Annotated in this window: 11 protein-coding genes; 5 read left to right on the top strand and 6 right to left on the bottom strand. The window is 52.4% G+C overall.

Annotated features, from left to right (window positions below):
- Window positions 1-20 precede the first annotated feature (20 nt).
- Window positions 21-878, bottom strand: a complete 858-nt coding sequence (locus ACMHXE_RS06290; RefSeq protein ID WP_335917738.1) for a DUF72 domain-containing protein — start codon at window positions 876-878, stop codon at window positions 21-23.
- A 321-nt stretch (window positions 879-1,199) separates the two neighbouring features.
- Between ACMHXE_RS06290 and ACMHXE_RS06285 the strand changes: the two genes are divergently transcribed.
- Window positions 1,200-1,637: a hypothetical protein gene (locus ACMHXE_RS06285; RefSeq protein ID WP_101052854.1), complete on the top strand. Its 438-nt coding sequence runs from the start codon at window positions 1,200-1,202 to the stop codon at window positions 1,635-1,637.
- 91 nt (window positions 1,638-1,728) lie between these two features.
- Here ACMHXE_RS06285 and ACMHXE_RS06280 read toward each other — a convergent pair whose 3' ends face one another.
- Both ACMHXE_RS06280 and ACMHXE_RS06275 read right to left on the bottom strand, forming a co-directional pair.
- Window positions 1,729-2,934 (bottom strand): aromatic amino acid transport family protein, encoded by a 1,206-nt coding sequence (locus tag ACMHXE_RS06280; protein WP_226565619.1) that lies wholly within the window; start codon window positions 2,932-2,934, stop codon window positions 1,729-1,731.
- Between the two features lie 368 nt (window positions 2,935-3,302).
- Window positions 3,303-4,193 (bottom strand): LysR family transcriptional regulator, encoded by an 891-nt coding sequence (locus ACMHXE_RS06275; RefSeq protein WP_101052858.1) that lies wholly within the window; start codon window positions 4,191-4,193, stop codon window positions 3,303-3,305.
- A gap of 99 nt (window positions 4,194-4,292) precedes the next feature.
- Here ACMHXE_RS06275 and ACMHXE_RS06270 point away from each other — a divergent pair, with 99 nt between their 5' ends.
- The 3 genes from ACMHXE_RS06270 to ACMHXE_RS06260 all read left to right on the top strand — a co-directional run bounded on the left by ACMHXE_RS06270 (window position 4,293) and on the right by ACMHXE_RS06260 (window position 7,433).
- On the top strand, window positions 4,293-4,760 hold the full coding sequence (locus ACMHXE_RS06270) for a CidA/LrgA family protein (protein WP_101052860.1): 468 nt from the start codon (window positions 4,293-4,295) through the stop codon (window positions 4,758-4,760).
- A gap of 4 nt (window positions 4,761-4,764) precedes the next feature.
- Window positions 4,765-5,454, top strand: coding sequence for an LrgB family protein (locus ACMHXE_RS06265; protein ID WP_025008959.1), 690 nt, complete (start codon window positions 4,765-4,767; stop codon window positions 5,452-5,454).
- Window positions 5,455-6,185: 731 nt separating this feature from the next.
- Window positions 6,186-7,433, top strand: a complete 1,248-nt coding sequence (locus ACMHXE_RS06260; RefSeq protein ID WP_412495645.1) for a dicarboxylate/amino acid:cation symporter — start codon at window positions 6,186-6,188, stop codon at window positions 7,431-7,433.
- Window positions 7,434-7,634: 201 nt separating this feature from the next.
- On the opposite strand, the gene ACMHXE_RS06255 is transcribed toward ACMHXE_RS06260, so the two are convergent.
- The 3 genes from ACMHXE_RS06255 to ACMHXE_RS06245 all read right to left on the bottom strand — a co-directional run bounded on the left by ACMHXE_RS06255 (window position 7,635) and on the right by ACMHXE_RS06245 (window position 10,259).
- Window positions 7,635-8,099, bottom strand: a complete 465-nt coding sequence (locus ACMHXE_RS06255; protein WP_226565617.1) for a hypothetical protein — start codon at window positions 8,097-8,099, stop codon at window positions 7,635-7,637.
- Between the two features lie 435 nt (window positions 8,100-8,534).
- Window positions 8,535-9,062, bottom strand: a complete 528-nt coding sequence (ppa, locus tag ACMHXE_RS06250) for an inorganic diphosphatase (RefSeq protein ID WP_025008962.1) — start codon at window positions 9,060-9,062, stop codon at window positions 8,535-8,537.
- A gap of 207 nt (window positions 9,063-9,269) precedes the next feature.
- The gene (locus ACMHXE_RS06245; RefSeq protein ID WP_101052864.1) at window positions 9,270-10,259 is read right to left on the bottom strand and encodes a class 1 fructose-bisphosphatase; all 990 of its coding nucleotides are present in this window, start codon (window positions 10,257-10,259) and stop codon (window positions 9,270-9,272) included.
- A gap of 183 nt (window positions 10,260-10,442) precedes the next feature.
- Between ACMHXE_RS06245 and ACMHXE_RS06240 the strand changes: the two genes are divergently transcribed.
- The gene (locus tag ACMHXE_RS06240; protein ID WP_101052866.1) at window positions 10,443-12,680 is read left to right on the top strand and encodes a S9 family peptidase; all 2,238 of its coding nucleotides are present in this window, start codon (window positions 10,443-10,445) and stop codon (window positions 12,678-12,680) included.
- Window positions 12,681-12,693: the final 13 nt, after the last annotated feature.

Genomic DNA, 12,693 nt, shown 5'->3' with positions numbered 1-12,693 from the left:
TGGGATAACAAATTTGCTTTTCAGAGTTCCAGGCCCAGTTGCTTGTTGTGATTCCTTGCATCTTGAGGCAGCTGTAACACCGGCAGAGGTTGGCCGTGTTTGGCTTGCCAGCGGGCACTGAGCAGACGATATAAGCATATGGCCAGCTCAGGTGCCTGGGCATTGTCCGGGGTGTGTACAAACAGACAGGGTTGGCGCTCCTCTTCCAGCCATTGGCATAGTTTGTCCAGCCAAGGCTTGAAGAAGTCCTGATTGGCTTCAAGTTCCGGGTGACCGATAAAGCGCACTGTGGGATAGCGGCCGGTGGCTATGGCATGCACAGGTACTTTGGGTTTCTTTTCATGGGCGTCGATGACGGCGGCACTGTTTGGCAGCGCGGCAAATACCGGTCGGGTGTCCATTATGATGCGGTTGGCGGAGCGCTGCAGCAGCAAGCGGTTGAGCCGACGCTCGGCTTCCCCTTTGGCAAAGAAGGCCGGGTGGCGCACCTCGACCCCGAGAGGCAACTCAGTTGGCAGCTTGCCAAGAAAGGCATCCAGTGACCCAAGGGCTTCAGGGCCAAAATAGCCAGGCAACTGAATCTTCCACAGGCCTGTCTTGGCAAATAGTGGCGACATCACCTGCAGAAACTGCTTGAGTTCATCGTCACAGTGCCTCAGTTGCAACTTGTGAGTGATCTCCTGTGGCAGTTTAAAGGTAAAGCGAAAGTCCTCACCCACGGCATCGCGCCAGTTACTGACGCTGTTTGCCGATGGGGTGGCATAAAAGCTGGTGTTGCCCTCTACCGTATTGAAAACCTCAGCGTAGCGCGCCAGACGCTCTGCTTGAGGCGTCCCCTTTCCATAAAGGCTTTGCTGCCACTGGTTATGGGACCACATGGCCAGTCCCAATTTCAGCTCTGGTATCTGTTGCTGACCGCTCACCACGGGCTCCGTCAAATGGATCTCCGGCGCTATTGTGTCTGCGGTCCCTGACAGGGTCAAGAGTACAGCTGGCACTATGAGGGTCACAAAATGCACAGAACTTCAGCAGAGTTTGAGTTAATAATATATTGAGTTTGCAGCGCTTATTTATGCTTACGTATAATGAATTGACGCATTGTAACCTCAGTGCTCACTGACATAAGGACAGGATGTCATTAAATTGGTTCTATACCGACCCGCATGCTTAGCCTATTCCATTCAAATTAAGGATGATTTATGCCCGATACCCAGAGTGCCTCAGCACAGGATGAGCCGTCGTTCCTGACTGTGACCCTTGCTGACTTACCCGCCGATATTCAATTGAGATTGCCGACAGATAATGCGTTGAGCGCAATAGCCAAGTTGGCCTTGGGGGTATTACTGCTGAGTGCCTCCATTCTCTGGTGGCTGCTGGATGACGCCAGTGCGCTGCAAATAGGCAATCCCATGGTGCTCAACATATTGGTGCTGGTTGGAGTCTTGCTGGGTGGTGCCAGTTTTATCAGTGGCAGGAGCGCAATGCAGCTAAGACAGCAACGGCGTCAACAGGCCCTGGAGCAGCAGCTGGATCAGCGTGTCGTTATCAGTGAGCAAGAGATCCCCGAAGGGTTTGACCTGGTTTTTTCCCAGCTGTCAGCCAGTCGCTTTAGGGTGTCGCTGGAACCAATCAACTGAATGTTGAACCAAGAAAAAACGCAGACTGAGCGCTGCGTTTTACTTTAAGAATGGACGGCGGCCAGTTTGCCTACTCCGTACAATCCCTTGGTTAGCCGACCTTGGTTAGAATTCCGGCCATCTGCAGCAGTTGGCTGAGGATGATCACCACCCCGCACAGCGCCGCCAATACCAGAGCGGGTTTTCCCCCTGCGACCCGGTAGCTGCCCGCCGGCATAGGTTGGCATCGTTGTTTCCAGACCATGGCAACAGGCAGGAATACCGCCAGTATCACCAAGGCTATTGCCGCATACCCCAGGGCGGCCATAAAGCCCTGAGGGTAGAAGAGGGCAAATCCCAATGGTGGCAAAAAGGTGATGGCCGCGGTTTGTAGTCTGTGACGGGTACTGTCGTTGCGGCGCAGAATATCACCCATAAAATCAAATAGTCCCAGGCTGACTCCTAAAAAGGAGGTGGCCAGTGCCAAGTCGGCAAATATGGATACTGTCTGGCCTATCATGGGGTTATGCAGCAGTTGTCCCAGGCTGTTGATGAATTTGGGCAGTTCTTTGGAAGCCATCAATTCACTCTGGCTCAAGGCTCCCTGACTGGCCAGTTGCCAAAGCAGGTAGACCAACAAGGGCATAGCCGAGCCGACTAGCATGATCTTCTTCAGCGCCTTGAGATCCAGTCCCACATAGCGCACTACAGAGGGGATAGAGCCGTGAAAACCAAAAGAGGTAAAGATTACCGGCAGCGCCGAGATGACCAAACCTTGCTGCAACGGCAGCTCCAACAGGTATCCTCCTTGGGCATGAGGTAACAGCAGTGTCAGCATGATGACCAGGGCAATAATCTTCAAGGCAAATAACACCCTGTTAATCATATCGACCGAGTGGGTGCCTATGGCGACCACCAGGGCGATAAGTAGTGCAAAACCAATGGCGCCGACCTGTGGCGGCAGCGCCAGATCGGCATAGCGAACCAATTTATCGTGGAGCTGGGCACCACCACCGGCAATATAGGCGGCGCACAGGGCATATAGTAGAAACATCATTGCCAGGCTGGCCAGTAACTGCCCTTTACGGCCGAGCAGTTTGTGTGCCAAGGTGTGCAGAGTGGCATGAGCCGGGGCATGTTGATGCACTTCCAGCATTAACAGCGCCGTGTAACTCATCAATCCCCAGAGCAGTAGCATCAGTATCGAGGCGACCCCGAAACCCAGACCGGCAGAAGCCAGCGGTAGCGCCAGCATCCCGGCGCCTATCGTGGTGCCTGCAATGATCAGCATGCTACCGAAGGTTTTGTTATTCTTCATTTTATTACATTCTCAACAAGCATTTTCGTACTGGGTCCCCAGGGTTTTGGTTTGAGGGGGCCCCAAGAGAGCCGGATAACCGGTAACGAAACCTGACAACAAAGCCACAATGGCTCACAGGAGAGGGAAGTTCAGGTCATTATCCCCGCCCAAGCCACTGTGGCTTGGGATAGAGATAAAGCTTGTGTATTGGCCGCATTGCGAATCTCGGGTTGTGTCAATGAACCCAGGCCAAGCGGGCCCGGAAAAGTGTGATTCACCTTAGCGGCGTGAAAAGAGGGTGTCAATGAGTTTGTACTGCTGTAACGGTACGCTGTGACTCGGTTGGCGAAAATTAATTCGGCTGCAGCACTTGAAGCGTGGGGATCTCAGTTCAGCGCCAGCTGTTGTCTGACCAGCTCGACCATGGCCTGGGCGGCAAAAGAGAGTGGTTGCCCCCGGCGCCAGAACAGTGACAGCTCCCAGATCAGATCGGAGGCGGCCAGAGGAATACTTATCACCCCGGCCACCGCGTGGCGCTCGGCAATAAAGCTGGGTAGTATCATGGCACCTGTGCCTGCTGCCACCAGGGCGATACCAAAGTCGGGATGACTGACCCGAGTCACATCTTTGGGACTGAAGCCCGCTCTCTGGCAGGCATCTATCACTAGTTCATGCAGGGCATATTCGGGTTCGAACAGTATCTGTGGAATATCTGCCAATGCCTTGAGGGTCAGCTCTTGGCTATTGGCCAAAGAATGTTGTCTTGGCAATACTACCACCATGGGATCGCGGCGGATCCTGATGCCATCAAACTCATCCTCAAAGGAGATGATCCCGGTCGCCAGTTCGATTTCCCCCTTCTTGAGGGCAGCGGTTTGCTCGACGCCGCCGCGAACCAAGAGATGCATCTGCACCTTGGGATAGCGGCTGCGAAAGCGGGCGATGACAGGAGCAAAGAGTTCGGCACTGCCGAGGGGGGCCAGTCCCAGATGCAGTTCACCCGAGTTGAGACTGCGCTGTGCCGCCAGCTCTCTGAGCATGTTGCGACGTACATTCAATAGTTCCTGGCCGTGACGGTAGACGACCTCTCCGGCTGCAGTGGGACGTAACTGGCTGCCGCGTTTGCCCCTTTCCAAGAGCACAAGATCCAGATCCTGTTCCAACTGGCGAATAGACTTGGACAGCGCGGGTTGGGTCAGGTGGATCTTTTCTGCCGCTTTGGCAAATCCGCCGGCATCCACTATCTCAATAAAGTAGCGAACAACTTTCAGATCCAATTGAATAACCTTATGGAATGCAAACTATGCTTAATATTCATTTTTTTTATTTATATTGCAAGACTAGAATAAACTCCAGTTAAGTTATTCGGTAAAGATATGCACTCTTTCAGCAAACGCCCGGCTTCTCCTCACAGAGTGGCGAAAGTCATTTGGCTCCAAGGCAAACACATAAGCGTGACCTTGCTGCAAATTGCGGCTATCTGTTTGCTGGCATGGGCCACTCATGCCTTGGCCGCCGCTTTGCATTCTCCCATTCCCGGCAGTGTGCTTGGGATGCTGGTAGTGTTGTTGGCGCTCGGGCTCAAGCTTATACCGGAAAAGGCGTTGCAACTGGGAGCTGCCTGGTTGATTGGCGATCTCTTGCTGTTTTTTATTCCACCGGTGATTTCAGTACTCAAGTATGAAACCCTGCTGGAGGAGTATGGTTTCAATATTATGTTGACCCTGGTGCTCGGCAGCGCTTCGGTATTGCTTGGAACCGGTTTTGTGGTGGATAGGGTGTTTCGCTTTGAGCGGCGCCTCAATTTGAAACGCCAACTGGCCAAGCATGGAGTGCAAGGGTAACCCTATGTCTCATACCTTGCTTGCTCTTTTGAGTCTGCTGATCACTCTTATCTGTTATTACGGCGCCAAGGCTTTATATCGCAGGCATCGTAGCTGGTGGTTGGCACCGATATTTTTGGCGCCTTTGGCCGTGCTGGCCGTGGTGCTGCTGTTGGCTATTCCGCTGCCGACCTATTTTGAGTACACCCATTGGCTGATGGCATTGCTGGCCCCGGCGACAATAGCTTTCGCAGTACCTATTTACCGCGAGCGCAAGTTGATCCGCCGTTATCCGATCACCATTAGCCTTGGGGTTATGGCCGGACTCATGTTGGGCTTGGTGTCATCCTGGTTGTTGGTCAAATTGGTGCCTTTGCCGAGCGAGCTGAGCCACAGCGTACTGGTGCGCTCAGTGTCGACGCCCTTTGCCATGGAGGCCACTGGTGCCTTCGGTGGCGTGCCGGAATTGACCGCCATGCTGGTGTTGCTCACCGGCGTGATAGGTATGTTGGTGTGTGAGCCGCTGTTTAAATTGGCGCGGATCAAGACCTCTCTTGGGAAAGGAGTGGCTCTCGGCGCTTCTGCCCATGGTGCCGGCGCCGCCAAAGCCAGCGAGTTTGGCCAGCAGGAAGGCGTGATTGCCAGCCTGACGATGATCTTTACCGGTATCGCCATGGTGCTTGGCGCGCCTTTGTTTGCGTTGATTTTTGTTTAATTTAACCGATTTGGATTCAAGTAGATGACCTGACCACAAGGGTTACTGCCGTTTTTGAGTCTATCCATCACCCGATGGCCTTTTCTTGTGGTGACCGCCTGCATCGTCAGGCGTTTTTCCTGAGCCTCTCAGGTAATATGTTGCTTGATTTGCCGGTGCGCCCCACCGGCTTTTTTTTGTCCTTTTTGTCTGTGAGACTATCTTATCCAATCGCGCTCTGCGGGTTTTCTCCTGCTTGCTTTGGTGCTTCTGTAACCACTTTCTCTATGGTTTATTTCAATGATTTTTTCAGTGGCGGCTTTTGTCGCTTGGGGGTTGAGTAAGCCGGAAAAGTCACTTTGATGACGAAATTAACAAGCAGGATCTGCAGTAAAAGGGCTAGTCATCTAATAAGCTCACTGCCTTGGTTGTAGTTTCTGGTGATTAATTCTGATATTTCATTGTTTTCAGGTTTATTCACTGCAAAGTATTTTGTATATGCTGCCAACTTGTTGATGCATTGTGCGATTGTAAACTCGGTATTCCATGGTGAATTTTTTTGGTAAAAATTAAAATCCTTATAAAACATTGTGTTGGGTTGAGTTTGTGAATTTTAAAGCATGTTGCAAAGGCACTTTTTAAGCATTTTTCCATTGAATTTTTGAGTAGCATGTTTCACTATCCCTTCCAAGAGCGAACAGGGAAGATAGTTGTGCATCAGGAACGATGCCAAATTGGAACGTACAATGGCGATACTCAAATCTCTTTCCGGACGGATCTTTATGGGTCTGTTCAGCGGCCTGTTGTTGGGCTCTTTGGTGCAATATGGGCTGGGACATATCGGCTTCTTTTCCGGCACTCTGGTCGAGGTAGCCACTGCGGCAGGCACCATGTTTGTTAATATGATCATGATGCTGGTGATGCCGCTGGTGTTTGTCAGCATAGTCTGCGGTGTCTGCGAATTGCAGGACCTCAAGAGCTTTGGCCGCTTGGGCGGCAAGACCTTCAGCTTCTATATCATCAATACTCTGGTCGCCATCCTGGGGGCGGTATGTGTGTCGTTATTGCTGCAGCCCGGTGTCGGAGTGGATATGAGTGGTGGCCAGGATGTGGCCATTACCGCGACCGAATTGCCCAATTTGATCAGCCTGATTGTCGGCATAGTGCCCAGTAACCCTGTCGATGCCTTTATGTCGGGCAACATGTTGCAGGTGATCTTTATGGCGCTGCTGCTTGGCGGAGTTATCAAGTCGCTGGATGAAGCCGGCAGCGCAGCGGTTAGAGGCTTTCAAGTCGCCAATGGGATCATGATGAAGCTCATCATGACTGTGATGCAGCTGGCGCCATTTGGGGTGTTTGCGCTGATGTTCAAACTGGGGGCCACTCTGGAAGCCAAAGTCTTTCTCAGTGTGCTGGGTTATATGGCTATCATTTTGACTATGTTGCTGCTGTGGATTTTCATTGTTTATCCTCTGGCTGTGGCTGTGTTTACCCCGGTCAGCGCCAAGAGTTTTCGTGCCAAGACCCAAGAGCAGATCCTGTTTTCTCTGTCGACTGCCAGCTCCAATGCGACTATCCCGGTGACTATGCGAACCTTGACCGAAAAGCTCGGGGTCAATAAGGCGGTAGCCGGGTTCGGTGTGCCTCTGGGGGCCACTATGAATATGGGCGGCGTGTCGATTTATATCACTATCGCCATCTTCTTTGTTGCCAACGCCTTTGGTCAGCCAATCTCCAGCGAACAGCTGCCAACTCTGATATTCAGTATCTTTTTGCTGTCGGTGGGCGCCGGCGGTGTTCCCGGCGGCGGTATGGTGATGATAGGTGTGCTAATCCATCAACTGGGCTTACCCGTGGAAGCTTTTGCTATAGTGGCGGCGCTGGACAGAATCATAGATATGGTGCTGACCTCCTGCAATGTGGTGGGCGATGCTGCAGTACTGACCATAGTGGATCAAACTGAGAAAGGACATCAGACAGAGGCGGTTAACGCCTTATAGAAAATCCGGCTATTTATCTAATGTCGGTCAGTTAAGCGAACAACAATGGAATTAAGGGCTTCAGAGAGATTTTTAAGAAATCCTCCAGAAGCCCTCGTTGTAACTATAGTTTGCGGGATAAACCGTAATTTTGTTTTTTTAGGGAAATCTTGAATAAAATACGGCTGATTATTTGAAAAAGTGGCTAATTAATCGGGGCGGCTAGTTGCCGGACTTTTTATATGGCTGACAGCAGGATTTGAGCTGTGCCAGTCGGGTTTGAAAATCACTCATCTGGATAACCGATGAGAAAGAGCCTCCTGAGCGAAACGAGATCACCTCAAGTGATACAGGATCACTATGGAGAGAGGTCAGTTCGGCCCAGAGATCTTTATCTGGGCAGACTTGGGTGGTGAGTGTCGTTAATGAGCTCATGCTGTCCAGTTGCAGGGTTTCGCCATCGGCGGTTCTTAACACCAGCACACTGGGATCTTGGCTGTAGGCAAAAGGTTGAGGCACCTTCACTATCAATCTAGGTTGTGGTTGCTGCACCGAACACTGTACTTGCAGTTGAGTTGCATCTTGGTGGAAGGATATCTCGTGGAAATGTTTTTCATTCCCCAAACAATGAAATGCCATCAAAGCCAACGCGCTTAGCAGAGGTACAGACGGCAGTAACTTATTCATAGTGTCTCCTGGAAAGGTTAACTAACAGCGTCAAATTAACTAACTTTGTCAAAAGCTTGGCGATTTTATGGCAGAGGTTGTTTTTTGGGTAATTATGATTGTTTTTTTGCCTGTGACTTCTCATTTGCGTGACTTTAGGTTTGCATGCTTTACCATATGTGGTATTTGCCCCTTTACCCTGTTTGAAACCCATTGTCTGAAGTCTGGAAGTTTGGTTTTGAGAAACAGTTTCCAGTGAGGGTCATAAAGTGGGCCAAAGCTGGATTGGAATAGGGGTGAAGACTAGGGAGCTGCGAGCCTTGATATGCGGGGGACTCTTCCTGGTAACCAACTTAAACCTATGCACTTAAACTCATGCACTTGAAGTTGTGAAATGCCAATAAAAAAGCCAGCGGTTGGCTGGCTTTTATGCTTATCCTCGGGTTACAGGGCAACTTAGCCTTTGTAACGCTCGGCGCTTGACAGGATTTCGGCGCGGGCGGCTTCGGCATCTTCCCAGCCATCAACTTTAACCCACTTGCCGGATTCCAGATCCTTGTAGTGTTCGAAGAACTGTTTGATCTGGGCTTTCAGCAGCTCAGGCAGATCGTTCACATCCTGGATATGACCGTATTCCTTGGAGATCTTCTCGTGTGGTACGGCAACAATCTTGGCATCTTCACCTGACTCGTCGGTCATTTTCAGTACGCCAACTGGACGACAACGGATAACGCTGCCTGGCTGCAGTGGGTACTGGGTAGGAACCAGCACGTCTACCGGATCACCATCCAAGCTCAGAGTTTGGTTCACATAGCCGTAGTTGCAAGGATAGAACATAGGCGCAGTCATCATGCGATCCACAAACAAGGCACCTGTGTCCTTGTCCACTTCATACTTGATAGGGTCGTGGTTTTGTGGGATTTCGATGATCACGTAGATGTCATCTGGCAGGGATTTGCCCGCAGGCACTGCATTTAAGCTCATGGAAGTATCCTTAGACTGTGTATAAATCTATTTCAGGTCCAGCCTGAAGTTCAGTGTGGCGCGTATTATAGCGCGATTTGACGGCTTGCCAATGAAAGGCCGCGGTCTTAAGACTAATTGCCAACAGTTCATCTAAGGCTATCTGTCTCAGGCCTTGGATTGTACCGTCAATTCAAGGCTGCCGACCACGGCAGCCCCAAGCAGCGTTTAGAGTTCAGGCTCGCCGCTGTAATCCTGCTGATGGTACTCGAGGCAGGCATCGACTTCATTGGCCGAGCCCAGAATGACAGCTACCCGCTGGTGAATTTGCTCTGGCTGAATGTCGAGAATGCGCTGATAACCTGTGCTGGCCTTGCCGCCGGCCTGTTCAACCAGCAATGCCATAGGGTTGGCTTCGTACATCAGTCTCAGCTTGTAGGGCTTATCCGGGTTCTTGTTGTCAGTTGGGTAGGTAAAGATGCCGCCGCGGCTCAATACTCTGTGCACATCGCCCACCATGGCGGCAATCCAGCGCATGTTGAACGACTTCTCTCTCGGGCCTATTTTGCCGAGCAGCAGATCGGCAATATAGGTCTGCATCGGCGCTTCCCAGAATCTCTGGTTGGACATATTGATGGCAAATTCGGCGGTGTCTTTGGGAATACTCACCGCTTCATTGGTCAACAGATACTCGCCGGTTTCCGGATTCAGGGTAAAGAGTTGTACCCCTTGGCCTGTGGTCAGGGCCAACATGGTCGATGGGCCATAGAGCACATAGGCCGCCGCCAGTTGCTCGCTGCCTTTTTGCAGGAAACTCTGCTCGCTGATCTCCCCTTCGGGTGCCGGCAGTACAGAAAAAATGGTGCCCACCAGTGAGTTGATGTCTATGTTGGAAGAGCCGTCCAGTGGGTCGAAACATACCAGAAACTCACCGCTGTCACCGACTTCAACAATATGATCTTCCTCTTCCGATGCCAGGGCGCGCACTGTGTTTTCGGCCTTGAGGGCATCTTTGAGCATCTCGTTGGTGATCACATCCAGTTTCTTTTGGGTTTCACCCTGAACGTTTTCCTGGGTGGTGGCGCCCAGCACACCGGCCAGTGCGCCGTGTCTTACCGCTTGGCTGATGGCGACTGAGCTTTGGGCCAGAGTGAGAAGTAATTGGGATAGGGCTGGGTTGACAGCCTGTTGTTTGAGGGTTTGGGCCAGAGTCTGCATCTTGTTTCCTTAAAAGAGGTCTGAGCTTTTTCTGGGACAGGATCATAACCGAGAACCGGCGATATTTCAGCGGCCAATTGCACGGGTTTGCCGATCCCTTGTCAATTGGGGCAGAATGAGGGCTGTTTTTTGGGCTGTGGCCGGATGCCGTGGCTCTTGTCTCTTATAATTCCGGAAATAATAATGAAAAAAACTTGGATGGCTTCGGCGCTTATGGCGATACCTCTGACACTGGCCAGCGGCCACTCCTTCGCTCTGGAAGGTGGCAAAACCCCTTTAACGGTTGAGCGCCTCTATTCTTCACCGGCACTGGCCGGTGCCAGCCCCCGAGGGCTGAAACTCTCTCCCGACGGCAAGCGGGTCACTTATCTTGCCGGCCGTAAAGACAATCAATATTTCTACGATCTTTGGCAAATGGATGTCGCCACCGGCCAGGTCAGTCTGCTGCTGGATGCCTCCAGGCTTGAAGCCGGTGAACTTTCCGATGAAGAGAAGGCCCGCCGCGAGCGGCAGCGAGTGTATGGCCAGGGGATCATGGAATACTTCTGGGCCGACGACAGCCAGGCACTGCTGATCCCGGCGGCCGGCAAGCTCTACTACTTCAGCCTGGCCGATGCCAAGGTGACTCTGCTGCCCACTGGGGACGCCTTTGCCACAGATGCCAAGCTGTCGCCCAAGGGCAATTTTGTCTCCTTTGTGGCCGAACAAAACCTCTATGTACTCCAGCTGAAAGACCATAAGCTCACGGCGCTGACCCAGGATGGCGGCGGGGCCATCAAGAACGCCATGGCCGAGTTTGTGGCTCAGGAAGAGATGGACCGTATGACAGGTTACTGGTGGGCGCCGGATGAATCGGCTATCGCCTATACCCGCATCGATGAGTCGGGTGTGGAGCTGGTGACCCGCAATGAGATCTATGCCGATGGCATTAAGCTGACCGAGCAACGTTATCCCTATGCCGGTAAGCCCAATGTTGAGATTGCCCTGGGGGTGGTGTCACTAGCGTCCGGGAAGACCCAATGGATGGATCTCGGCAGTGAGAAAGATATCTATCTGCCGCGGGTGAAATGGCTGCCGGACAGCAAGCACTTGTCGTTCCAGTGGCAGAATCGCAGTCAGCAGCAGTTGGATCTGCGCCAGGTAGACAGCCGCGAGGGCAAAGGCGCCGTGACTCTGGTTTCCGAGCGCAGCGATGCCTGGGTTAACCTCAACCACGACCTCTATTTTCTCAAGCAGCAGCCCGGCTTTATCTGGGCATCCGAGCGTGATGGTTTCAACCATATCTATCTGTTTGATGACAAGGGCAAGGTCAAGCGGCAACTGACTCAGGGGAAATGGGTGGTCGACGAGATAGAACACCTAGATGAAAAGCAGGGCTGGGTTTATTTCAGTGGTCGTAAAGACAGTGTGGTCGAGCGCCATTTGTATCGGGTCAGCCTCAATGGCGGTGAGATAGAGCGCATCAGCCGGCGTGGCGGCATGCATAACGCCGTGTTTGCCGACAAGGAATCTGTTTACCTCGACTACTTCAACAGTCTGTCGCAGCCTCCCCAGGTGAGTCTGCACAACCAAAGCGGTGAGCATCTGGCTTGGGTGGAAGAGAACGCCGTCAAGGCCGGACACCCTCTGTATGACTATGCCGGGCTGTGGCAGTTGCCCGAGTTTGGCACCCTCAAGGCCAAAGATGGCAAGGCGCTGCAATACCGCCTGTTCAAGCCGGTGAATTTTGACAGCAAGGCCAAATACCCCGTGGTGGTGCGGGTTTACGGTGGGCCTCATGCCCAGTTGGTGGTCAATAGCTGGAGTGAGCAGGATTACTACACCCAATATCTGTTGCAGCAGGGCTTTGCCGTGTTCCAGCTGGATAACCGGGGCTCGGCGCATAGAGGCACGGCTTTCGAGCAGGTGATCTACCGCCATCTTGGTGAGGCCGAAGTGGAAGATCAGAAGACAGGTGTCGATTTCCTGCGGACTCTGCCCTGGGTCAAGGCCGACAGCATCGCCATCTATGGTCACAGCTATGGCGGCTATATGGCGCTGATGAGCCTGTTCAAGGCGCCTGACTACTTCAAGGCGGCCATCAGTGGCGCCCCTGTAACCGACTGGGCCCTGTACGACACCCACTACACCGAACGCTACCTCGGCCATCCTGACGACAACGCCCGGGGCTACGAGGCCAGCAGTGTCTTCCCCTATGTGAGCGAGTATGGTTCAGGCTTGCTGATGTATCACGGCATGGCCGATGACAATGTATTGTTTGAGAATAGCACCCGGGTTTACAAGGCGCTGCAGGATGAAGGCAAGTTGTTCCGCATGATAGATTACCCCGGCTCCAAGCACTCGATGCGGGGCGATAAGGTGCGCACCCATTTGTACCGCTCGCTGACCGACTTCCTCGAGACAGAGTTGAAAGGTAACTGAGCCGGTAAGCTGA

This window comes from Shewanella sp. BJSY2023SW007 (assembly GCF_047314525.1).
GTDB lineage: Bacteria > Pseudomonadota > Gammaproteobacteria > Enterobacterales > Shewanellaceae > Shewanella > Shewanella chilikensis.
The sequence above is the reverse complement of the archived record's forward strand: the minus strand, read 5'-3'. Positions and strand labels throughout refer to the sequence as shown.